Annotated in this window: 24 protein-coding genes; 14 read left to right on the top strand and 10 right to left on the bottom strand. The window is 63.3% G+C overall.

What is annotated here, in order from left to right; genetic code table 11:
• The first annotated feature begins 12 nt into the window (after positions 1-12).
• A complete protein-coding gene (locus tag ACUXVH_RS06585) occupies positions 13-1,350 on the top strand; it encodes an aryl-sulfate sulfotransferase (RefSeq protein ID WP_011058594.1) in 1,338 nt (445 codons plus the stop codon).
• Between the two features lie 63 nt (positions 1,351-1,413).
• Here the strand turns inward: ACUXVH_RS06585 and ACUXVH_RS06580 are convergent, their stop codons facing one another.
• From ACUXVH_RS06580 to ACUXVH_RS06540, 9 genes are all read right to left on the bottom strand, one after another.
• The gene (locus tag ACUXVH_RS06580) at positions 1,414-1,755 is read right to left on the bottom strand and encodes a hypothetical protein (protein ID WP_445494276.1); all 342 of its coding nucleotides are present in this window, start codon (positions 1,753-1,755) and stop codon (positions 1,414-1,416) included.
• Positions 1,752-2,189: an SMI1/KNR4 family protein gene (locus tag ACUXVH_RS06575; protein WP_011058596.1), complete on the bottom strand. Its 438-nt coding sequence runs from the start codon at positions 2,187-2,189 to the stop codon at positions 1,752-1,754. The genes ACUXVH_RS06580 and ACUXVH_RS06575 overlap by 4 nt, the downstream gene beginning before the upstream one ends.
• A gap of 95 nt (positions 2,190-2,284) precedes the next feature.
• Entirely contained in the window at positions 2,285-2,956 is a 672-nt protein-coding gene (locus tag ACUXVH_RS06570) for a hypothetical protein (RefSeq protein ID WP_015633726.1), read from the bottom strand.
• A gap of 75 nt (positions 2,957-3,031) precedes the next feature.
• Positions 3,032-3,247 carry a helix-turn-helix domain-containing protein gene (locus tag ACUXVH_RS06565; protein ID WP_011058598.1) on the bottom strand — a complete coding sequence of 72 codons (216 nt, stop codon included), beginning with the start codon at positions 3,245-3,247 and terminating at the stop codon, positions 3,032-3,034.
• A gap of 9 nt (positions 3,248-3,256) precedes the next feature.
• Positions 3,257-3,835, bottom strand: a complete 579-nt coding sequence (locus ACUXVH_RS06560) for a hypothetical protein (RefSeq protein WP_065364767.1) — start codon at positions 3,833-3,835, stop codon at positions 3,257-3,259.
• A gap of 540 nt (positions 3,836-4,375) precedes the next feature.
• Entirely contained in the window at positions 4,376-4,852 is a 477-nt protein-coding gene (locus tag ACUXVH_RS06555) for a DUF6392 family protein (RefSeq protein ID WP_015633728.1), read from the bottom strand.
• A gap of 150 nt (positions 4,853-5,002) precedes the next feature.
• A complete protein-coding gene (locus ACUXVH_RS06550; RefSeq protein ID WP_401333618.1) occupies positions 5,003-6,208 on the bottom strand; it encodes a CynX/NimT family MFS transporter in 1,206 nt (401 codons plus the stop codon).
• Positions 6,195-6,656 (bottom strand): nucleoside deaminase, encoded by a 462-nt coding sequence (locus ACUXVH_RS06545; RefSeq protein ID WP_445494272.1) that lies wholly within the window; start codon positions 6,654-6,656, stop codon positions 6,195-6,197. The genes ACUXVH_RS06550 and ACUXVH_RS06545 overlap by 14 nt, the downstream gene beginning before the upstream one ends.
• A gap of 28 nt (positions 6,657-6,684) precedes the next feature.
• A complete protein-coding gene (locus tag ACUXVH_RS06540; protein ID WP_011058603.1) occupies positions 6,685-7,347 on the bottom strand; it encodes an ankyrin repeat domain-containing protein in 663 nt (220 codons plus the stop codon).
• Positions 7,348-7,455: 108 nt separating this feature from the next.
• On the opposite strand from ACUXVH_RS06540, the gene ACUXVH_RS06535 reads away from it, so the two are divergent.
• From ACUXVH_RS06535 to ACUXVH_RS06475, 13 genes are all read left to right on the top strand, one after another.
• On the top strand, positions 7,456-8,319 hold the full coding sequence (locus ACUXVH_RS06535; RefSeq protein WP_011058604.1) for a LysR substrate-binding domain-containing protein: 864 nt from the start codon (positions 7,456-7,458) through the stop codon (positions 8,317-8,319).
• A 512-nt stretch (positions 8,320-8,831) separates the two neighbouring features.
• On the top strand, positions 8,832-9,647 hold the full coding sequence (locus tag ACUXVH_RS06530) for an energy transducer TonB (RefSeq protein WP_123431256.1): 816 nt from the start codon (positions 8,832-8,834) through the stop codon (positions 9,645-9,647).
• A 55-nt stretch (positions 9,648-9,702) separates the two neighbouring features.
• Positions 9,703-10,428, top strand: coding sequence for a MotA/TolQ/ExbB proton channel family protein (locus ACUXVH_RS06525; protein ID WP_011058606.1), 726 nt, complete (start codon positions 9,703-9,705; stop codon positions 10,426-10,428).
• A 1-nt stretch (position 10,429) separates the two neighbouring features.
• Entirely contained in the window at positions 10,430-10,831 is a 402-nt protein-coding gene (locus tag ACUXVH_RS06520) for an ExbD/TolR family protein (RefSeq protein ID WP_011058607.1), read from the top strand.
• 530 nt (positions 10,832-11,361) lie between these two features.
• Positions 11,362-11,943, top strand: coding sequence for an alpha/beta hydrolase (locus ACUXVH_RS06515; protein ID WP_445494268.1), 582 nt, complete (start codon positions 11,362-11,364; stop codon positions 11,941-11,943).
• Positions 11,944-12,000: 57 nt separating this feature from the next.
• The gene (locus ACUXVH_RS06510; RefSeq protein ID WP_103290577.1) at positions 12,001-12,939 is read left to right on the top strand and encodes a sigma 54-interacting transcriptional regulator; all 939 of its coding nucleotides are present in this window, start codon (positions 12,001-12,003) and stop codon (positions 12,937-12,939) included.
• Between the two features lie 107 nt (positions 12,940-13,046).
• Positions 13,047-13,481, top strand: coding sequence for a hypothetical protein (locus ACUXVH_RS06505; RefSeq protein WP_146042000.1), 435 nt, complete (start codon positions 13,047-13,049; stop codon positions 13,479-13,481).
• On the top strand, positions 13,481-14,122 hold the full coding sequence (locus tag ACUXVH_RS06500; protein WP_103407120.1) for a hypothetical protein: 642 nt from the start codon (positions 13,481-13,483) through the stop codon (positions 14,120-14,122). Before ACUXVH_RS06505 ends, ACUXVH_RS06500 begins: the two co-directional genes overlap by 1 nt.
• Positions 14,123-14,342: 220 nt before the next feature.
• Positions 14,343-15,125, top strand: coding sequence for a MetQ/NlpA family ABC transporter substrate-binding protein (locus ACUXVH_RS06495; RefSeq protein ID WP_011058610.1), 783 nt, complete (start codon positions 14,343-14,345; stop codon positions 15,123-15,125).
• Positions 15,126-15,596: 471 nt separating this feature from the next.
• A complete protein-coding gene (locus ACUXVH_RS06490; RefSeq protein ID WP_445494264.1) occupies positions 15,597-16,262 on the top strand; it encodes an amino acid ABC transporter permease in 666 nt (221 codons plus the stop codon).
• On the top strand, positions 16,243-16,902 hold the full coding sequence (locus ACUXVH_RS06485) for an amino acid ABC transporter permease (protein ID WP_445494262.1): 660 nt from the start codon (positions 16,243-16,245) through the stop codon (positions 16,900-16,902). Before ACUXVH_RS06490 ends, ACUXVH_RS06485 begins: the two co-directional genes overlap by 20 nt.
• A complete protein-coding gene (locus ACUXVH_RS06480; protein WP_011058613.1) occupies positions 16,899-17,681 on the top strand; it encodes an amino acid ABC transporter ATP-binding protein in 783 nt (260 codons plus the stop codon). Before ACUXVH_RS06485 ends, ACUXVH_RS06480 begins: the two co-directional genes overlap by 4 nt.
• The gene (locus ACUXVH_RS06475; protein ID WP_011058614.1) at positions 17,678-18,562 is read left to right on the top strand and encodes a transporter substrate-binding domain-containing protein; all 885 of its coding nucleotides are present in this window, start codon (positions 17,678-17,680) and stop codon (positions 18,560-18,562) included. The genes ACUXVH_RS06480 and ACUXVH_RS06475 overlap by 4 nt, the downstream gene beginning before the upstream one ends.
• Before the next feature lie 224 nt (positions 18,563-18,786).
• On the opposite strand, the gene ACUXVH_RS06470 is transcribed toward ACUXVH_RS06475, so the two are convergent.
• Positions 18,787-19,983, bottom strand: a complete 1,197-nt coding sequence (locus tag ACUXVH_RS06470; RefSeq protein WP_445494259.1) for an AAA family ATPase — start codon at positions 19,981-19,983, stop codon at positions 18,787-18,789.
• Between the last annotated feature and the right edge of the window lie 61 nt (positions 19,984-20,044).

The raw sequence follows: 20,044 nt of genomic DNA, 5'->3' as shown, positions 1-20,044 counted from the left end.
GGAGTGCTTGTCATGTTGCGCCTCACCACCGCTTTGCCCCTGCTGCTGTCCACCGCCCTGCTGGCCTCGGCGGTGCAGGCCGCGCCCAGCGTCTACCCCACCGGCGTCACTCGCTACGACCCGGCCAGGGCCTATAACCAGTACGTGATCTTCAGTGGTGCCGATAAGCAGACCCACCTGATCGACATGAATGGCAACGAAGTGAAGAACTGGCCCCAGGCCGGTTTCCCCTCGGCCATCATCGACCCGCAACTGGTGGGCGGCGAGCGTGGCCGGGTGCTGTTGCAGCTCAAGGACAAGGAGCCCGGGCCCCTGGGTTCGGCGGGCAACGGCCTGGGCAACCAGAGCGTCGGCGAGCTGGACTGGAACGGCAAGCTGGTCTGGCAGTGGGGCGACCAGGCCCCGGGCGGTGCGGCCCAGCAGCATCATGACCAGCGCCGGCTGAGCAACGGCAACACCCTGGTGCTGGCCAACAAGGTGCACAAGGTGGCGGGGTTCAAGGTGCCCCAGGTGATCGACGACGCGATCTATGAAGTCAGCCCCGAGGGCCAGGTCAAATGGCAGTGGCTGGCCTCCGAACACCTCAAGGAATTCGGCTTTACCCCGGCGCAACTGAAGCTGGTGTACGGCACCGACAACCCGGACTACCTGCACATCAACAACCTCAGCGTGGTGGGCCCCAACCAGTGGTTCGACGCCGGTGATAAACGCTTCGCCCCGGACAACCTGCTGATCGACTCGCGCAACGCCAACTTCATCGCCATCCTCGACAAGCACAGCGGCAAGGTGGTCTGGCGCCTGGGGCCGAACCTGTCGCCGATCAACCCGAAGACCGCCGCCAAGGTGCCGCGCCCGGTGGACCAGTTCGTCGGCCAGCATGACGCCCACATCATTCCCGCCGGCTTGCCAGGGGCCGGGCATCTGCTGGTGTTCGACAACCAGGGCACCGCCGGTTACCCCTCGGTGCCCCTGGGGCTGATCGCCGGCTCCCGGGTGCTGGAGATCGACCCGATCAAGAACCAGATCGTCTGGCAGTACAGCGCCGCCAGTTCCCGGCAGCCGGGCTGGGCTTTCTACAGCTCGTTCATCAGCAGTGCGCGGCGCCTGCCCAACGGCAATACCCTGATCGATGAAGGCATGAACGGGCGCTTCTTCCAGGTGACGGCCGGCGGTGAAATCGTCTGGGAATACGTCAGCCCCTATCTGGGCAAGGCACCGGGCAGCGAGGCCATCAGCAACTGGGTGTACCGGGCTCTGCCGGTGAGTTACGACTGGGTGCCCCAGGGCACGCCGCGTTCGGAAACGGCAGTGAGCGTGCCGGACTCGGGGCTCAAACAGGCGGGGATTTGAGCAGGTTCCCGGGGGCGGGCGGCCTCGCCACAAATCAGGTGCGGGAGCAGCCCTGGGATGGCCTCAGAAGTAGAAAAACAGGCCGGTGTCGCGTTCCAGGGCCAGTCGATTCAAGGCGATCAGCTTGGGGAGCAGTTCGTCTTGCGCCGTAGCGGCCCGGGTCAGGATCGACAGGGCCGTGGCCAGGGCGGCCTGGCCCTGGATCGACGCGTCCTCGTAGTCATCGATCAGGGTGCCCAGGGCACGGTTCAAACTGGGCAGCAGGTCGCTGCGGGACAGGGCTGCCCACTGCTCCGGGGACAGCGCCAGTTCCTCCAGGTCTCCTGGCAGGCACTGGTCCAGGTCCAGGCGTTGCTGGGCGTCTTTGCTGGTGGGCACGACTATCCATTTGCGCGGTGTGTTCATGGCTGCCACAGCTCGACAAAGGCCTTGAAATCGGCGGCCACCGGGTAACGGCTGGCGCTCTCGGGGTCGAAGATTTCCACCGCCACGGCCGGGCTGTTGAAGTCCAGGCAGATCAGCAGGCCGCCGGCATCCCGGGCAATCGGCAGGCAGCCTGCGGCGAGCCCCGGCACACGGCCAGGGCTGGCGTACCAGAGCAGGGTCCAGGGCTGGCTGCTCAGGCCGAATTCGAAGAACTCGCTGATGCAGGTGTAGCCGCCGTCATAGGCGAAGCCGCCGATCCCCGGCGTGGCGGCCTCGGCGTACTGCACCAGCTCCAGGTACAGCGACGGAAACTCGACGCCGAGGCGATGCTGCACCTGGGCGATCAGCTGTTCGTCCACGATAGATCCGGGTTCTATTTCCCAGGCATTCCAATCCAGGGTCATGCTCGACATGCGCCTTGTCGTTGAGGGACCGCGCCCGCCCGATGGAGGATCGGGTGGGCGTCGAGGGGCGATTGTAGGCGTGTCGCCCGGTGCGGGGTAGGCGCTTATTTGCAGCTATGGCCTTCGGGCAGGGTGACGGTGTATTTGCGCTGCACCCGGTTGCGGAAGTCCAGGTTGTCCAGGCTTTCCTGCACCAGGAAATCCTCGACCTTGGCGTCCTGGCAGTCCTCGTTATAGGACGAGGCCCGCAGCAGGAATACCGTGCGCCGGCTCTGCTCGTCCTTGGCCTTGATGTTGAAGGTACTGAGGGTGGTGTAGCCGGTGCGCTCCGAGGAACCCACCGGGCCCCAGGTTGTGGTCGGGGTGCTGTTGCACACCAGGTTCTTGTCTTTATGGGAGCTCTGCTTGCACACCGTCTTGGTGCTGCTGGGCACCTGGCCGTAGTCGGTGGCGGTGTAGCGGTAGCTGACCTTTTCACTGCCCACGTCGAGGGTGAAGTTCATTCGGAACGGCGGATGGTTCTTGGGCAGCGACGTATCGGTGTAGACCTGCTTGAAACCCATGCCATGCAGGGCGGCGACCATGTCGCGCAGGTAGTAGCTGGCGTTGAGGCCGTGGGCATCGTTGGCTCCGTTGATGCTTACCAGCACCGGGGCCTGAGGGTCGAAGTAGTAGTCCGGGGCCGGAGTGGCGGCAATCGCCACTTCGAGTTTGTTGGCGCAGCCGGTCAAAAGACAGGCGAGCAAAAGCAGCGGGCAGAGCAGGTAGCGAGTCATGAATAAGCCAATGTGCAACGTGAGGAGTGGTAAGGCTTTAACGATCGGGACTCGGATCAAACAAACGCGGGGGTGTCACGCGGGCTCGGTGGCCTGATATTCCAGCAGGTCGCCGGGCTGGCAGTCGAGTGCGGCGCAGAGTTTGTCCAGGGTCTCGATTTTCATCCCCTTGACCTTGCCATTTTTCAGCAACGACAGATTGGCCTCGGTAATGCCCAGGATGGCGGCCAACTCTTTCGAGCGAATCTTGTTTTTAGCCATGACAACGTCAAGCCGAACGATAATGGTCATCTCATTGTTCTATATGTAGTGACTGTGCTCATCACTGAGGACTTTGGCGTCGCGCATGATAATGGAAAACGAGCAGAGCAAGATTCCTTTGACCACCTCGTAGGCCGCGTAGGACGAGAAGCCCGCGGAAATCTGCAGGATGCGCTGGCCGGGCGGCAGGTCGATGGACAGGGCCAGGCCTTGCAGGGTTTCCATCATCGGGAACGTGGCCGGGGCGACTATCCACAGCATGCCCACGCGCCAGAGGATGCGGATGTTGCGATCGCTCCAGGTTTCGCCACGGGACAGGCGCAGGAAGAACACGCCGGTCAGGTACAGGGCGAAGCTCGACAGCAGCAGTGGCAGGAAGTCGAGGATCACCAGCAGGGCGAAGCTCAGCGACGAGAGCTTGAAGTCGGCTTCCAGCAGGCGCGGCGAGTGTTCGGCGAATACGCTGAGCAGGGCGCCCAGGACCTGGTCCTTGCTGTAGATCCAGAGCCCGGCATTGCCGCCCAGCTCCACCACGCCCATGACCCAGGCCAGGATCGCGGCCAGCAGGCCGACCCGTCGTAAGCGGTACTGGGCCGAGCCGTTGATTTGGGAGTTCATGCGTTATTCCTTGCAAAACTTTGGGGGTGGCAAATTATTGATAAAAAATTATCGAATTACAATAATTTATTTTCAATAATCCTCACGACTCCAGGCCAGGAATCATGCTGTGGCGAGGGAGCTTGTTCCCGCTCGGGCGCGTAGTGGCCGTAAAACCTGAGGTTGGGGTCTTATTGGTGTACCTATCCATTGCTGCGGTCACGGCCACTTATGGTTTCGCTCTTGCAGCGAGTCACTTTGAAGCCCGGAATGCCGGCCAGCCCAAAGTAACCAAAGGCACCTGCCCCTCCACTCGGTGCCTCGCCTGCGTTTGGCCATCGTGTCTAAGGGGGCAGGAAGATCAAAAGCCAGAGCAAGATCAAAATCTGCCGGCGGCCTGCCGGCCGGCCTATCTCTGTCGTCCTCCACGTTTCCTGTCGCCGCTGCCGAGCCTGCGAGGCTGCGAAAAGGACCGCAGGGCCTTGCTTGGCGATCTCGCGCCGGTCCTCTGATGCCTGGCGGATCGCCGCGAGTTTCCACGAGCCACTCTGTGTGGCCGAATCAGTCGCGCTGCGGCTCCAGCAAGTCGAACGACAGGACCTTGATCTGCCGGTCGGCGCTATAGACGAACCCAACCCGCGCACCGGGATGCAGGTGCTCCGGCAGGCGGTAGCTCTCCCAGGCGTTGAGCGTGTATTGCCCATCTGCTGATGGCCTGCGCTCCCCCGATCGCAGGGGCGTACCCAGCAGGTTGCGGATGTCGGCGTGGGTCATGCTGCGCGAGAACGGGGCGGGCAGCTCGCCCCTGTAGAAGGAGCGCCCCTGTTCAAGGGGCATGAGCTCGATCAATACCTTTTCCAGGGCCAGGCTGTCTTCCCAGAAGTCCAGCATCAGGCCGGGCTCGACGATCACGGTCAGCCAATCGAATTCGTCGTAGATCTTGTCCGTCGGGGTCTCGATGCGTTCTCCCCGGGCGATCAGTTCTTCATGGCTGAGCCCCAGGCTGCTTACCCAGCGGCCGATCGTTGCAGCGTCCATCGCTATTCCTGTGTCCTGAGTTGAGTGTGTGCCCGTTGTCGCGAGAGGCGTTGGCGGCCGATCTTAGCCGGTCGAGAAGGATAGTGGTGCTGTGGCGACATGAAGAACGCCGCCTGCCGTGCTGGCAGGCGGTGGGTTGGAGGGCCGGTGTCAGGCCGGTTGGGGCGCGGTATCGAGCTGGGCCCGGGCCTGATAGCTGGCGGGGCTGAAGATCCGGGTCAGGAGCAGCATCGCCAGGACACCCACGATCAGCACCCACCAGGCGCTGACAAAGCTGCCGGTGACTTGCCGCAGCCAGCCGCTGAGCCATGGCGAAACGGCGTTGATCAGAAAGCCCACGCCCTGGACAAAAGCCGCCAGTTGCCCGGCTTCCCGAGGGTCGCGCCGGTGATCCAGGGTGAGGATCAGGCTCAGGGCAAAGCACGCTCCGAGGCCGAAGCCGATCAGCGCCACCCACAGGTGCGGGCTCTGCAAGGGCCACAGCACCAGCCCGAGAAAACCCACGGCCTGGGCCGCGAGGCTGATGCCCAGCAGCGGTCGGCGGTCGCTGCTGCGCTGGGCCAGGGCCGGCATCAGCAGGGCGGCGCTGACTTGGAACAGGGTCATGAAGGCCAGCAGCGAACCGCTCTGGCTGGCGCTCCAGCCCATCTGCAGGTAGTAGGCCGGCAGCCAGGCCACCATGCTCATGTAGCCGCAGTTCACCAGGCCGAAGTACAGCGCCAGCAGCCAGGCGCGGCGGTTGTTCCAGAGCCCGGCCAGGGGAGCCGGGCTGCCGTTGCGGCGGCCGGCGCCCAGGGGCAGGCAGGCCCAGAGCAGCAGCGCCGCCATGGCCGGTAGCAGCCAGACGCCAAGCCCCGCCTGCCAGTTGGCGAAGTGGCTGGCCACCTGCGGGCTGAGCAGGGCGGCAATGCCGCCACCGCCCATCAGCGAGGCCGAGTAGACGCCCATGGCCAGGGCCACCCGGTGCTGGAACTGGCGCTTGATCAACGCCGGTACCAGAGCCTGGATCAAGGCCACCCCGGCGCCGCCGAGCAGGGCGGTGGCGAGCAAGGCCGCGGCCTGGCCGAAGAACAGCCGCACCAGGCAGGCCAGCAGCACCAGCAGCAAGCCCAGGGAAACGCCCCGACGCTCGCCCAGGCGGGCTTCGATGCGTACACCGAGCAAGGCCACCAGGCCCATGCAGATCACCGGCAGGCTGGTGAGCCAGGCGCTGCTCTGGAAGCTCATGCCGGTGGCGCCGCGGATCTCGTTGAGCAGCGGGCTGACCGAGCTGAGGATCGGCCGCAGGTTCAGCCCCAGGCACACCAGCAGGGCCCAGCCGGCCCAGCGCTGGAAGGTGGATTCAGTTCGCTGCATGACGCTCCTGCCAATCCTGGTAGAGGGCGCTCATCGCTGCCTGGGGCAGGTGCAGCACCGGCAGGCGCTGGGCTTCCAGGGGCTTGCTCAGTTGCTGGTAGATGGCCGCGGTGGACAGGCCGAACGGCTCTGCTTGCTCATTGCTGGCAGCGAATACCGCGCGGGACACGCCGCACAGGTACATGGCGGCCAGGCACATGGGGCAGGGCTGGCCGCTGGCGTAGATCACGCAATCATCCAGGCGCGGGCCCAATTGCCTGCTGGCGGCGCGGATGGCCAGCATCTCGGCGTGGGCGGTGGGGTCCTGGCTGAGGTGGATTTCATTCACCGCCTCGGCCAGTACCCGGCCGTTGCGCACCAGCAATGCGCCGAACGGGCGGCCGCCCTGTTCGACATTGCGCCGGGCCAGTGCCACGGTCTGTTGCAGGTAGTGTTGATCGTCGTGCATGCAAGGTTCCTTCAAAAGAGGGGCGGGCTCAGGCAGCGCCGGCATCGCGCAGCAGCTTGGCGATGGCGCCCTGGCCACGGCGCTCGGCCTGTTGCAACGGGCTGAGGCCGGCACGGTCCGGCAGGTTCAGGTCGGCGCCGGCGGCAATCAGTTGGGCGACGATCTGTTGGTGCGCCGGGCCGCCGTCGGACAGCACTATGGCTTCCATCAGGCAGGTCCAGCCCAGGTGGTTGACGTGGTCCAGCTCGACGCCGGCCTCGATCAGCAGGCGCACGGTTTCCACGTGGCCGCGTTCGCAGGCCGGGATCAGCGCGGTGCCGCCGTAGCGGTTGGTGCTCTTGAGGTCGGCGCCGTGGGCCAGGGTCAGCTTGAGGATTTCGTTGTGACCGCTGGCGCCGGCCAGCAGGTAGGGGCTGTCCTGGATCAGGTTCTTGCGGTTGACGTCGGCCCCGGCCTCGATCAGCGCCCGGGCGATGTCGATGCGGTTGTCCCGGGTGGCCACCAGTAGCGGGCTACTGCCGTCCAGGCCACGGCCATCGAGCGCCGCGCCTTGCTCAAGCAACTGTTGCACCTGTTGCAGTTGCCCCTTGCGTACCGCTTCCAGCAACGCGCCATCGCTGGCCATGACCACCCCCGCAGTGAACAGGCCGGCGGCGATCAGGCCGCGTTTGAGAAAACGCTTGAGTTGCATGAGAACCTCCCGTTCCGGCTGATGAAAGGGAAGTATGGTGACGGCCCTGGGTATTCTGAAATTAAATATAATCATGCCAACCAGTGGCAGTCAGGATGGTAGGTCAACATGTTGGATCCGGTGTTGTTACGCAGTTTTGTCGCGGTCGCCGACAGCCAGAACTTCACCCGCGCCGCCGAGCGCCTGCACCTCACCCAGTCCACTGTGAGCCAGCAGGTACGGCGCCTGGAAGAGAGCCTGGGCTGCCAGTTGCTGGACCGTGACCAGCGCCGGGTGGTGGCCACGGTGGAGGGCGAGCGGCTGCTGGCCTACGCCCGGCGCATCCTGGCGCTGCATGAAGAGGCCAGCGATATGCTGGTCAACCAGCGCGGCGAAGAGGTCCTGCGCCTCGGGGTGCCGGAAGATTTCGCCGCCGAGCGCCTGATGCCCATGCTCTCGCGCTTTGGCCTGGACTACCCGGCAGTGCGCCTGGAGGTCAGCAGCGGCCTGGGCCCTGAGCTGTTGCGCCAGTACCGGCGGGGTGAGTTCGACCTGCTGCTGGTCAAGCAGATGGGCCACAGCGATGACTGCGTGGACTCCTGGCCCGAGCCGCTGTGCTGGGTCGATAGCGTTCGCCAGCCCGCCTTTGGCCGCGATCCGCTGCCTTTGGTGGCGTTCCCGGTGGGCGGTTTGTATCGCCAGGAAATGCTCCATCACCTGGAAGTCGGTGGCTGGCCGTGGCGCATCGCCTATTCCAGCGCCAGCCTGGCCAGCGTCTGTTCGGCGGTGGCGGCGGGCCTGGGCATCAGCCTGTTGCCGGTGCGGGTGCTGGGCAAGGGGCATCGCGTGCTCGACGCCGACAGCGGTTTGCCGGACATCCAGGGCGTGCGCCTGGCGTTGTACGCCGGCAGTGGCTTGAGCCGGGCCGGCAAGGAGCTACAGGAACAGTTGCGGGCAGTGGCAAGCGTCAAGCCGCAAGTGGCCAGGCGATGACTGTCTGCTGGTTGGCCAGGTTCGTCTGCACCAGGGCTGTACAGGCCGATCATCCGGGGGGCGAGTTGCGGAACAGGTTCGCCTAGCCGTCGCGCGTTCGATAACAGGCGGCCGCCGGGATCTCGTCGCCTCATGCCGGTAGCACAGTGCCCCAGCGGCCCTGGAATGCCCCTTCACAAGATTGTTCAAGCAGCGCAAGGGCTGATCTTGAGGGGGCGCTGCTGCTTGGAGAGCTGTTCCATCCCCCGCCAAGCGTCTTGTTTCGATGCTTTGCGGGAATATTTTCGATGCCCGCAAGGCATGGTGTTTTTCCCTCTTGGCTGCAGCCCTTGAACCACGGGGCCTGGGGCTTTTTCGCGAAATCAGGTATTCGATTTCGATCTATCTATAACTTGAAAGATTACTTTAAGAGATAAGCACGGGGCACTGATCATTGACCCCGCGGCACCGTTGCGTGGGGGCAGTTCAAACGCCGGTGCCGGGTTTTTCAAAAGATCGTAGGGAGTGAATCCATGGGCAATGTCCAGACCGCCGCCAGTGCACACGAGGTGCTGTGGCGCCAGGCACCGAGCGGCGAGTTGGTCGACCTCGGCCGGCCTCACCGCTTGCCGCTGGGCCAATTGCGTCTGCAACGCACGCCCAAGGGGATATTGCGTCGCCGTGAGGCCATCATCCTCGGCGCCGCGGCCCTGGTACTGCACGCGGCAGTGATCTACTGGCTGAGCCAGAAGCCTACCCCGGTGCTGCCGATCGTGCCGCCGGAAATCCCGCCCATGACCATCGAGTTCTCGCGCCCGGCGCCGCCGGTGGTCGAGCCCCCACCGCCACAGCCGGTACAGCCGGTGGTGGAGCCGCCACCGCCAGTGGAGGACGAGCTGGCCGTGAAGCCGCCACCGCCCAAGCCGGTGCCCAAACCCAAACCCAAGCCGGTGCCCAAGCCCGAGCCGAAACCTGCGCCCAAACCGGTGCAGCAGACTCCGGCGCCGCCACAGCCCGCGGCCCCGGTAGCCGCTCCGGCTCCGCCCGCGCCACCGGTCCCGGCGCCCGTGACCCCGGCTTCGGCGAATGCCGCGTACTTGAAGAACCCGGCGCCGGAATATCCGTCGCTGGCCCAGCGTCGCGGTTGGGAAGGCACGGTGCTGCTGCGGGTGCATGTACTGGCCAGCGGCAAGCCGGGCGAGATCCAGATCCAGAAGAGCAGTGGTCGCCAGCAACTCGATGACGCCGCCCTGGCCGCGGTCAAGCGCTGGAGTTTCGTCCCTGCCAAGCAGGGCGACGTGGCCCAGGACGGCTGGGTCAGCGTACCCATAGATTTCAAGATTCATTGAGCCGCAAGGCCGATCAACCAACACGCGCTAAACGCTTACACAGAGGGAACACATCATGACGTTACTGGCATCTCCACTGGAATCCATCGAAAGCGCGGTGATCTGGCTGTTGGTGGTCTTCTCCGTCGCCACTTGGGGCCTGGCCCTGGTCAAGGGCGTGCAGTTCGCCCGCCTCAAGTCCCAGGATCGCAAGTTCCACAATCAGTTCTGGGCAGCGTCCAGCCTCGACTCCGCTGCCTCGTTGAGTGAAACCCAGCCCGGCGCGGCGGCCCGGGTGGCCCAGGCCGGCTATGCGGCGATCCAGGTTGGCGAAGCGCCCCACGCGGCGGACCTGAGCCAGGCAATCAACCACCAGGACCGTCTCGAACGTGCCCTGCGCCAGCAGATCGTGCGTGAGCGTCGTTCCCTGGAAACCGGCCTGGCGGTGGTTGCCAGTATCGGCAGCACCTCGCCCTTCATCGGCCTGTTCGGCACCGTGTGGGGGATCATGGAAGCCTTGAAAGGCATCAGCGCTGCTGGTTCGGCGAGCCTGGAAACCGTGGCCGGTCCCATTGGCGCAGCCCTGGTGGCGACGGGGGTGGGGATCGCCGTCGCAGTGCCGGCGGTGCTGGTCTACAACTACTTCCTGCGGCGCCTGAAGCTCACGGCCGCGGACCTGGACGACTTCGCCCACGACTTCTACAGCCTGGCGCAGAAGAACTCCTTTCGCGTGCTGATCCACCCGAGCGTGCACAAGGCCGCGGCCCAGGGCAGCCCGCAAAAAGTGAAGGAGGCGTCCTGACATGGCCTTTTCCACCCAAGACAGCGATGAAGTGCTGAGTGAGATCAACGTCACGCCGCTGGTGGACGTGATGCTGGTGCTGCTGGTGGTGTTCATCGTCACCGCGCCGCTGCTGACCAACGCCATTCCGATCAACCTGCCCAAGACCGAGGCCGTGGCCCCGGTGGAGCAGAAAGACCCGCTGGTGGTGAGCATCGACGGTGCCGGCAAACTCTTTATCAACAAGGACGAGATCCAGCCGGACCTGCTGGAAACCAACTTGCAAGCGGCCAAGGCCAAGGACCCGCAAGTGCGGGTCCAGCTGCAGGCCGACGATGGCGTCAACTACGGCGAAGTGGCCCGAGCCATGGCGTCCATCGAGCGTGCGGGCATCACCAAACTGTCGGTGATTACCGCGCGCTGAGACCGAGCAACAACGCCACGACTTTTCAGGCCGTCTCCTTGGCAGGGTGCGGCCTTTTTTTTGCCTGGCGAAAAGCCCCCGCAAGGCCCCCACCGAAATCGCGCCAGCCGTAGGCGCTGGCTTGCCAGCGAAGGCGTCCTTGAGCGCGGTGCAAGGCTTGCGGGCCCCTTCGCCGGCAAGCCGGCTCCTACAAGAACACCGCCGTAATCGCGCCAGATGTAGGCGCTGGCTTGCCAGCGAAGACGTCCTTGAGTGCGGTGCAAGGCTTGCGGGCCGTTTCGCCGGCAAGCCGACCCCTACAAGAACACCGCCGTAATCGCGCCAGATGTAGGAGCTGGCTTGCCAGCGAAGGCGTCCTTGAGCGCGGTGCAAGGCTTGCGGGCCCCTTCGCCGGCAAGCCGGCTCCTACGGAGGCCGGGGGAAGTTTTATATTCGTTTAAGGAATTAATAAATAGCTTCTTATTCCTTAACGAATATAAATCCCCTCCCTATACTCGTCCGGGAACAGACACGCAGCAGGAGAGTTCCCCATGCGCAACGAATCCATTCGCTACTTGATTGTGCCGGGCTGGCAAGGATCGCCAGAAGATCATTGGCAAACCCACTGGCAGAACAGCCTGCCCAACAGCGCGCGGGTGGAGCAGGCCGACTGGCTGACGCCGCGCCGCGAAGATTGGGTGGCGGCCCTGGCCGAGGCCATTGCCGCCGACGACACTCCGGTGATCCTGATTGCCCACAGCCTGGGTTGCATTACCGTGGCTCATTGGGCCGCGCGCGCGCCCATAGCGGCCCTGCGCCAGGTGCGCGGTGCGTTGCTGGTGGCCCCGGCGGACGTCGAGCGCCCGGCCTGTGCCCCGGCGCTGCGCAATTTCGCGCCGATCCCCCGGCACCTGCTGCCGTTCCCCAGCCAAGTGGTCAGCTCGGATAACGACAGTGCCGTGAGCGCGCCGCGGGCCCTGGAGCTGGCCCGTGACTGGGGCGCCGAGGCCGGGATCCTGGCCGGCGCCGGCCATATCAACGTCAAGTCCGGCCACCATCGCTGGGAGCAGGGTTTCGCCTATCTGTACCGCTTGCAGAACCGCATGGAACAACACGCCCTGCGTCGTGCCTGATCGTCCTTTTTTCGTTTAAACGCCCCGTCCCCCGGCGGTCTGGGGCGGGAGCCTGCCATGAGTGCCCATACCCCATTCGGTCAGCCGTTGCTGACCTTCCCCGATGCCGAGAAAAGCCCCCTGAGCATCCGCGCCAAGGCGCTGGTGTTCGTCGACCCGCGCTCGCGGCAGTTGCGCGAAGAGCTGGAGCAACTGGCGCCGCGTTCGGTCTCGGTACTGATCCGTGGTGAAACCGGCACCGGCAAGGAGCTGCTGGCCCGGCACATCCACCGTGCCAGCGATCGCAGTGGCCTGTTCGTCTCGGTGAACTGCGGCGCCATCAGCCCGACCTACGCCGACGCCGAACTGTTCGGTTATGCCGCCGGCAGTTTCAGCGGTTCGGCCAGCAGCCGCGCCGGCTGGTTCGGCTCGGCCAACGGCGGGACCCTGTACCTGGATGAAATCGGCGACCTGCCGCTGCCGATCCAGACCAAGCTGCTGGCCGCCCTGGAGAACCACGAAGTGACCCGGGTTGGCGCCCAGCAACCGAGCCCGGTGGACGTGCGCCTGGTGGCGGCCACCAGCATCGACCTGGCCCAGGCGGTGGCGGCGGGCAAGTTTCACGAGCGCCTGTATCGCTACCTCAGCGAAGGCCAGCTGGAACTGCCGGCGCTGCGGGAACGGGTGGGAGACATCGAGTCCCTGGCCGAATACTTCCTCGGCATCTACAGCCAGCGCCTGGACCTGCCGGTGCCGCTGATCAGCGAAGCCGCGCAGCAGGCCCTGAATCGCCACAGCTGGCCGGGCAACACCCGGGAGCTGGAGAACGTCATTCACTTTGCGCTGCTGGTCAGCAGCGGCGAGGAGATACTCCCCGAGCACCTCAACCTGCCGGAAAAAGTGTCACCGCTGAGTGAGTTGGAGCGGCAAATAGAGGTGTTGCTGCGGGGAAGTGAGAGTGAGCGCGGAAGGTTGAAGGCTGTGCTGGAGAAGGTTGCGCAGCGGTTGGGATTGTAGAGCGGAGCGAGCACGAGAGTTATTGCAAAAGCAATGGTTGTACATGCAAATGATTTGCATTAACTTCTTCGAAAAGGAAATCTGCTTCAAGCATTAAAGGGATTTTTATGAGAAGAGTATCTTGTGCGGTCATTTTTCTATCTGCTCTGACCCCCAACGCCTATGCGTATCTCACTGAACTGGCGATGTTTTCTCGTGCCAACTGTTTCGGCTTCAACGAGTCAGTCAGTTGGGACACGATACGTACATGGAAATTAGAAACATCGTCTGTGCAATACAACACTGTGGATGGCAGTTACAGGGAGTTTTACGATAAATCCGACAGTACCTGGCGGTCTTATGCAGGTTGCGGATTTTGTGGCATGGATTGGGAAGTCTACGGTTTCCATTATGCGGACGGGAAATATGGCGATCCTGACTACAGCGCTCAACAGGATCATCTGCTTGTCAATGTCTGTACTCCTGGCTGGTCTCCAAGCGTAGCTGACGGTTCGCCCTGCCTCGAAACCTACACGACCTCTTGCAATCTGACGGAGTGGTGATGATGCGCTTGTTGATGATCTGCATAAGCATGTTGCTTGTTTCATTCTCGGCAATTGCGGAGTTGGAAATTCACCCTCTAAGTGGTAATGCACATATTCAAAGTATCATTAACAAGAGACCCGCCTCATCCCGAATTGAGCCTGAGAAAAGATCGAGCTTTCCAAGCTTCGAGCAATTCAGTTCGATGGTCACACTCGCTCAGAAGACCGATAAAAGGCTATCTAAAGCAGTCAGGTTCAAATCGGAGTCGAGAGCGGCAATTGAAAAATTGGGATGTCAGTTTTCCAAAGAAGCCCCCTCCGGTGTCGAGATGAAGGAAGGCGGTTTGAACGGTGTCATGTCACTTTATTCGTGCGGTGCTGACTATGTTGTCACCTACGAGTCCCACTATGAACGTGAGCTGACGCAGCGTGTAGTTGTTTACGACGATGATTACGCCAAGCCTCAAGACCTCGGTAAGCCCTTGGTGAAAACGTCGGAAAAAGTAGTGGGCGGAGTCAGGAAGACCGGGTTGCGCTGGATGAACTCGAAGCATGAAGTGAGGTATGACATTTACGCCAGCCTGGAGGGTGATGGTGCACTGGAGAAGGCACTGACGTCGGTCATTACCAAGGTTGCCATTGAAGTCGGTAATCGATAGATCGCAGGCGTTGTGTAACGGAGCAACGAGACGTACCGGCAGGCTAGCCAGCTATCCATTTTGTACCCGTAAAAAAGTTATAAGTTCTTGCGAAAAAGATATTGTTCGGGAATAAAAAATCTCGGTATTGTCCGCCTCACGCCAGCAGTGGCACTTCACTGGCACCTCAATCAGTTCCCTATTTGAAGCCGTCGTCGACCTCGACACCTAAGGACCTTGCATGAAAAAAGTTCTGTTGTTCACCGCACTGGCGGCAGCCCTGAGCGCAGGTATCGCCCAGGCTGGCGAGAAGCTGGTGGTCGCTGCGACCCCGGTGCCCCACGCCGAGATCCTCGAGCTGATCAAGCCGACCCTGGCCAAGGAAGGGGTGGACCTGGAAATCAAGGTCTTCACCGACTACGTGCAGCCCAACGTGCAGGTCGACCAGAAGCGCCTGGACGCCAACTACTTCCAGACCCTGCCCTACCTGAAAAGCTTCAACGAAGGCAAAGGCACCCACCTGGAAACCGTGATCGGCGTGCACGTCGAACCTTTCGGCGGTTACTCGAAGAAGGTCAAGACCCTGGCCGAGCTGAAAGATGGCGCAACCATCGCCATCCCCAACGAAGGCAGCAACAGTGGCCGCGCCCTGATCCTGCTGCAGAAGGCCGGCCTGATCGAGCTCAAGGACCCGAAGAACGCCGTGGCCACGCCCAAGGACATCGCCAAGAACCCGCACAACTTCAAGTTCAAGGAACTTGAGTCGGCCATGCTGCCGCGGGTCCTGGACCAGGTTGACCTGGACATGATCAACACCAACTACGCTCTGGAAGCCGGCCTGAACCCGGCGAAGGATGCGCTGATCATCGAAGGTTCCGATTCGCCTTACGTGAACTACCTGGTGGCCCGCCCGGACAACAAGGACAGCCCGGCCATCCAGAAGTTGGCCAAGGCCCTGACCAGCCCGGAAGTCAAAGCCTTCATCGAGAAAAAATACAGCGGCGCAGTACTGCCGGCGTTCTGATGAACTAGGCTACTGACGCGACAAACCCCTTCAAGGTTTAAACGCCGACGGCTAGCGCAGCGTCGGCGTTTTTTATTGCGCCGGAAAAAACCGTAGGAGCCGGCGCCTACACAGGGGCGTTTTTGGCAGTGGGCTGGGTGGCCCGGCGCAGGGCCGCCAGCCATTTCATCAGTTCATGGGGGTCCAGGGGTTGCGGGGTCTTTGCATCGGCCATGGTGGTCGTCCTTGAGAAGTGCAGCGTCCAGTGGGGCTGTTCGAGCGCGAAAGAACCCGGCAGGCCCGGCAGAGAAGGTAGTAGCTGGGCGCCAGCCCGGCAAATCCGCGGGTTAGGTTTTTGGGTGATATCAATATGCCTTAACGGTATTTAAATTCTGCTTTTTATAGCTATAAAGTCGCGGCAGCCGGGCGGTTACCCATCGCCCCATGGACTGCACCACCGCCGCTGTATCCCAGCGGCGTCCAGGACTTTCAATGACCCTCGACTACGCCTTTATCCTCAGCACCCTGCCGGCCTTTCTCAAAGCCGTTGGGGTAACCCTGCAGGTCGGCCTGATCGCTATCGGCACTTCCCTGCTGGTGGCCCTGATCAACTCCACGCTCCTGGTATTTCGCACCCCTTACCTGCACCGGCTGATCGGCCTGTACGTTGAACTGGCGCGCAACACACCGCTGCTGATCCAGCTGTTCTTCGTCTACTTCGCCTTGCCGGCCCTGGGGATCAAGGTCTCCGGCTTCACCGCGGCGATCATCACCATGACTTTTCTTGGCGGCGCCTACCTCACCGAGGTGCTGCGGGCCGGCGTGGAAGCCGTGCCCCAGGCGCAGCTGGAGTCGGGGCGTTCCATCGGCCTGTCGCAGTGGCAGTTGCTGCGCTACGTGATCCTGCCCCAGGCCGGGATCCTCAGCCTGCCATCGCTGTTCGCCAATTTCATTTTCCTGCTCAAGGAAACCACCGTGGTCTCGGCGGTGGCGGTGCCGGAAATTCTCTACACCACCAAGAGCTACATCGCCCTGTACTACAAGACCTACGAAATGCTCGCGGTGCTGACGCTGATCTGCGTGCTGTTGTTCCTGCCCCTGTCGCTGTTGCTCAGCCGTCTGGAAAGGAGGTTGCAGCATGGCCAGTTCGGGTCTTGAGCTGTTGCTGGTGTCCCTGCCGCAACTGGCCAGGGGCGCTGCGCAGACCTTGTCGATTTCCTTGCTGAGCATTGCCTTCAGCACCCTGGGCGGCGTGCTCTACGGCGTGCTGCGCAGCCTGCAGCGCAAGGTGCTGGACGTGCCGCTGCGGATCTACCTGGAGCTGTTCCGGGCCATTCCGGTGCTGGTCTGGCTGTACCTGCTGTTCTTCGGCTTTCCGATCTTCTTCGGCCTCAGCATTCCCAGCTTCACCTGCGCGGTGCTGGTGCTGTCGCTGTGGGCCGCCAGCGAGGTCGGCGAGGTGGTGCGCGGGGCGCTGCAGTCCCTGCCCCGGGGCCAGCGTGAGGCAGGGCTGTCCATCGGCCTTTCCGGTGCCCAGTTGTACGGCTACGTGTTGCTGCCCCAGGCGCTGAAACGCATGACGCCACCGACCATCAACGTCTACACGCGGATCATCAAGACCAGTTCCCTGGCGGTGCTGATCGGCGTGGTGGACGTGATCAAGGTCGGCCAGCAGATCATCGAGCGCACCTACGAGTCGGTGCTGATCTACGGCGTGCTGTTTCTGTTTTTCTTCTTTATCTGCTACCCGTTGTCAGCCGCCTCCCGCGTGCTGGAACGGCGCTGGACGCAAGCATGAGCGCATTGATCGAGTTCCAGGGTTTCAACAAGTTCTTCGGCCCGCAGCAGGTGCTAAAGGAAGTGGACCTCTGCGTGGCGGCGGGTGAGGTGATCGTCATCCTCGGCCCCAGCGGCTGCGGCAAGAGCACCCTGTTGCGCTGCCTCAACGGCCTGGAAACCGCCCACAGCGGCCACCTGCGTTTTGCCGGGCGCGAACTGCTGAGCCCCGCCACCGACTGGCGCCAGGTGCGCCAGCAGATCGGCATGGTGTTCCAGAGCTATCACCTGTTTCCCCACATGAACGTGCTGGACAACATCCTCCTGGGGCCGCTCAAGGTACAGAAGCGCGAGCCCCGGGAAGCCCGGGCCCAGGCCGAGGCGCTGCTGGAACGAGTGGGCCTGCTGGACAAGCGCGAGGCCTTTCCCCGGCAGCTTTCCGGCGGCCAGCAGCAACGCATCGCCATCGTCCGTTCGTTGTGCATGAACCCCCAGGTGATGCTGTTCGACGAGGTCACCGCGGCGCTGGACCCGGAGATGGTCAAGGAAGTGCTGCAAGTGATCCAGGGCCTGGCCCGCGACGGCATGACCCTGTTGATCGTCACCCATGAAATGGCCTTCGCCCGGGCCGTGGCCGACCGTGTCGTGTTCATGGACGGCGGGCGCATCGTGGAACAGAACACCCCCGAGGCTTTCTTCACGAACCCGCAGAGCGCACGCGCGCAGCAGTTCCTGGAGAAGTTCTCCTTCGTTGAAGCACTGCCCAAGAAAGCCCCTAAAAAGGAACTGGAGCTCTTATGAAAACTGCCAAGTCTTCGCTGTTGTTACTGCCGCTGTTCGGTCTGGCCCTGCTGGCCGGCTGCGATAAATCCAATGATGCACCCAAGCCTGCGGCCACCGCTGCCAGCGCCGCGCCGGCGGCCGGCTACCTGGACAAGATCAAGGCCCGGGACAAGCTGATCGTCGGTGTATTCACCGACAAGCCGCCGTTCGGTTTCGTCGATGAAACCGGGCGCTACGTGGGCTTCGATACCGACATCGGCCGGCAATTCGCCAAGGACCTGTTGGGGGACGAGAACAAGGTTGAATTCGTCGCCGTGGAACCGGCCAGCCGCATTCCCTTCTTGCAGAGCGACAAGGTCGACCTGATCCTGGCCAACATGACCGTGACCCCGGAGCGCAAGGAAGCGGTGGAGTTCACCAACCCCAACCTCAAGGTGGCGGTCCAGGCCCTGGTGCCTGAAGGCAGTGCAGTGAAGAGCCTGGATGACCTGGCGAGCCGCACCACCATCGTCACCACCGGCACCACCGCGGACATCTGGCTGACCCAGAACCACCCGGACTGGAAGCTGCTCAAGTTCGAGAAGAACACTGAATCCCTGCAGGCCCTGGCCAACGGTCGCGGTGACGCCTATGCCCAGGACAACCTGATCCTGTTCAGTTGGTCCAAGCAGAACCCGGGCTACCGCGTATTGCCGCAGACCCTGGGCGAGCAGGCACCGATCGCCCCGGCGGTGAAGAAGGGCAACATCGAATTGCGGGACTGGGTGAATGCCGAACTGGCCAAGCTGGGCGAGGAGAAGTACCTGCTCAAGCTGTATGACCAGTACGTGCGCAAGGAACTGAGCGACGACACCAAGCCCGAAAGCGTGATTGTCGAAGGCGGCAAGTGGCAGGGCTGATCCTGCCCGACCTGTAGGAGCTGGCTTGCCAGCGAAGGCGTCCGCGAGGACGGTGCGGGGCTCGAGGGCCTCTTCGCCAGCAAGCTGGCTCCTACAGAGGGTGTATTTGTAGGAGCTGGCTTGCCAGCGAAGGCGTCCGCGAGGACGGTGCAGGGCTTGAGGGCCTCTTCGCCAGCAAGCTGGCTCCTACGGGGGGCATGGCAGTCGGGGCCGGCGGGGAGGGGTCAATCGGGCCAGTTCCACGCCGGTTCGTCCAGCATGCGCTGGCCGACGATGGCGGTCTGGCCCAGTTGTTTCTCCAGCACGATGCAGTTGCATTCGGGGTCTTGCTGCAAGGCCGCGATCAGCCGCCGGGCGTGGGACACCACCCACACCTGGCACTGCTGCGAGGCGCGAATGATCAGGCGCGCCAGGGCCGGCAACAGGTCCGGGTGCAGGCTGGTCTCCGGTTCGTTGAGCACCATCAGGGTCGGTGGTCGTGGGGTCAGCAGGGCCGCTACCAGCAACAGGTAGCGCAAGGTGCCGTCGGACAGTTCCGCGGCCGACAACGGTCGCAACAGGCCTTCCTGATAGAACTGCACCCCGAACAGCCCCCCCGGAACGGCATCGATCTCCAGCCGCGACTCGGGGAAGGCATCGCTGATGGTTTCGTGCAATGCCTGCTGATCGCCCACTTCGATGATGGTCTGCAACGCGGCGGCCAGGTCCCGGCCATCGTGGTGCAGCACCGGGGTGCGGGTGCCCAGTTGTGGTCGGCGCGCGGGTGCCTGGCTGTCGGTGCGCAAGTGGTCATAAAAACGCCAGCCACGGATCTGCTCGCGCAGATGCAGGACCTCGGGCGATGAACTCAGGTTGCCCACCCGGTCGAACAGGCTGTCGCCGCTGCTCGTGTGCTGCGCCAGCACCTCCCATTGGCGGCCCGCACGGGCTCGTATCATCGGGCCCTGGCGGTCCACCAGGGCACTGGCCGAGCGGTACAGGGGCCCGCCCCAGATGCTCTCGCGCTTGATCCACGGGTCGAGAGTGAAGCGCGAGGCAATCGGCGAGCTGTGCCCGGGCAACATGAAATGGCCGCTGGAATCCGGCAGCCCCAGGCTGATCGCGTACCCGAAGTCCTCACCGGCAAAGCCCAGTTGCAGGCGTCTGGCGGCCTTGCGCGGCCCGCCCTGGATCGGTACCTCGCCCTGGCTCATGCGTCGGCTGATCTGTTCCGGCCCGGCCCAATACGTCGATTCCAGCCCGCCTTCCTTGGCCAGGGCGTTGACCACGCCGCCCTGGGCGGTCTCCGCCAGCAGGCGCAGGGCGCGGTACAGGTTGGACTTGCCGCTGCCGTTGGCGCCGGTGACCAGGTTCAGCCGACCCAGGGGAATTACCAGTTTGTTGATGGAGCGGTAGTTGGCCACTGCCAGGGTCTTGAGCATGCCGGGTCTCCTGTTGCGTGGTGCGCAGTGTGCCTGATTTGTGAAGCCGCAGCTTGCTTGC

It is taken from the genome of Pseudomonas sp. 8(2025), from assembly GCF_052665325.1.
This window is presented reverse-complemented; position numbering and strand designations above follow the sequence as displayed.

What these genes read in the sequence shown, in the direction of transcription:
- ACUXVH_RS06585 (WP_011058594.1), top strand. Translation starts at nt 13, where the DNA reads ATGTTGCGCCTCACCACCGCTTTGCCCCTGCTGCTGTCCACCGCCCTG.
- ACUXVH_RS06580 (WP_445494276.1), bottom strand. Translation starts at nt 1,755, where the DNA reads ATGAACACACCGCGCAAATGGATAGTCGTGCCCACCAGCAAAGACGCC.
- ACUXVH_RS06575 (WP_011058596.1), bottom strand. Translation starts at nt 2,189, where the DNA reads ATGTCGAGCATGACCCTGGATTGGAATGCCTGGGAAATAGAACCCGGA.
- ACUXVH_RS06570 (WP_015633726.1), bottom strand. Translation starts at nt 2,956, where the DNA reads ATGACTCGCTACCTGCTCTGCCCGCTGCTTTTGCTCGCCTGTCTTTTG.
- ACUXVH_RS06565 (WP_011058598.1), bottom strand. Translation starts at nt 3,247, where the DNA reads ATGACCATTATCGTTCGGCTTGACGTTGTCATGGCTAAAAACAAGATT.
- ACUXVH_RS06560 (WP_065364767.1), bottom strand. Translation starts at nt 3,835, where the DNA reads ATGAACTCCCAAATCAACGGCTCGGCCCAGTACCGCTTACGACGGGTC.
- ACUXVH_RS06555 (WP_015633728.1), bottom strand. Translation starts at nt 4,852, where the DNA reads ATGGACGCTGCAACGATCGGCCGCTGGGTAAGCAGCCTGGGGCTCAGC.
- ACUXVH_RS06550 (WP_401333618.1), bottom strand. Translation starts at nt 6,208, where the DNA reads ATGCAGCGAACTGAATCCACCTTCCAGCGCTGGGCCGGCTGGGCCCTG.
- ACUXVH_RS06545 (WP_445494272.1), bottom strand. Translation starts at nt 6,656, where the DNA reads ATGCACGACGATCAACACTACCTGCAACAGACCGTGGCACTGGCCCGG.
- ACUXVH_RS06540 (WP_011058603.1), bottom strand. Translation starts at nt 7,347, where the DNA reads ATGCAACTCAAGCGTTTTCTCAAACGCGGCCTGATCGCCGCCGGCCTG.
- ACUXVH_RS06535 (WP_011058604.1), top strand. Translation starts at nt 7,456, where the DNA reads ATGTTGGATCCGGTGTTGTTACGCAGTTTTGTCGCGGTCGCCGACAGC.
- ACUXVH_RS06530 (WP_123431256.1), top strand. Translation starts at nt 8,832, where the DNA reads ATGGGCAATGTCCAGACCGCCGCCAGTGCACACGAGGTGCTGTGGCGC.
- ACUXVH_RS06525 (WP_011058606.1), top strand. Translation starts at nt 9,703, where the DNA reads ATGACGTTACTGGCATCTCCACTGGAATCCATCGAAAGCGCGGTGATC.
- ACUXVH_RS06520 (WP_011058607.1), top strand. Translation starts at nt 10,430, where the DNA reads ATGGCCTTTTCCACCCAAGACAGCGATGAAGTGCTGAGTGAGATCAAC.
- ACUXVH_RS06515 (WP_445494268.1), top strand. Translation starts at nt 11,362, where the DNA reads ATGCGCAACGAATCCATTCGCTACTTGATTGTGCCGGGCTGGCAAGGA.
- ACUXVH_RS06510 (WP_103290577.1), top strand. Translation starts at nt 12,001, where the DNA reads ATGAGTGCCCATACCCCATTCGGTCAGCCGTTGCTGACCTTCCCCGAT.
- ACUXVH_RS06505 (WP_146042000.1), top strand. Translation starts at nt 13,047, where the DNA reads ATGAGAAGAGTATCTTGTGCGGTCATTTTTCTATCTGCTCTGACCCCC.
- ACUXVH_RS06500 (WP_103407120.1), top strand. Translation starts at nt 13,481, where the DNA reads ATGATGCGCTTGTTGATGATCTGCATAAGCATGTTGCTTGTTTCATTC.
- ACUXVH_RS06495 (WP_011058610.1), top strand. Translation starts at nt 14,343, where the DNA reads ATGAAAAAAGTTCTGTTGTTCACCGCACTGGCGGCAGCCCTGAGCGCA.
- ACUXVH_RS06490 (WP_445494264.1), top strand. Translation starts at nt 15,597, where the DNA reads ATGACCCTCGACTACGCCTTTATCCTCAGCACCCTGCCGGCCTTTCTC.
- ACUXVH_RS06485 (WP_445494262.1), top strand. Translation starts at nt 16,243, where the DNA reads ATGGCCAGTTCGGGTCTTGAGCTGTTGCTGGTGTCCCTGCCGCAACTG.
- ACUXVH_RS06480 (WP_011058613.1), top strand. Translation starts at nt 16,899, where the DNA reads ATGAGCGCATTGATCGAGTTCCAGGGTTTCAACAAGTTCTTCGGCCCG.
- ACUXVH_RS06475 (WP_011058614.1), top strand. Translation starts at nt 17,678, where the DNA reads ATGAAAACTGCCAAGTCTTCGCTGTTGTTACTGCCGCTGTTCGGTCTG.
- ACUXVH_RS06470 (WP_445494259.1), bottom strand. Translation starts at nt 19,983, where the DNA reads ATGCTCAAGACCCTGGCAGTGGCCAACTACCGCTCCATCAACAAACTG.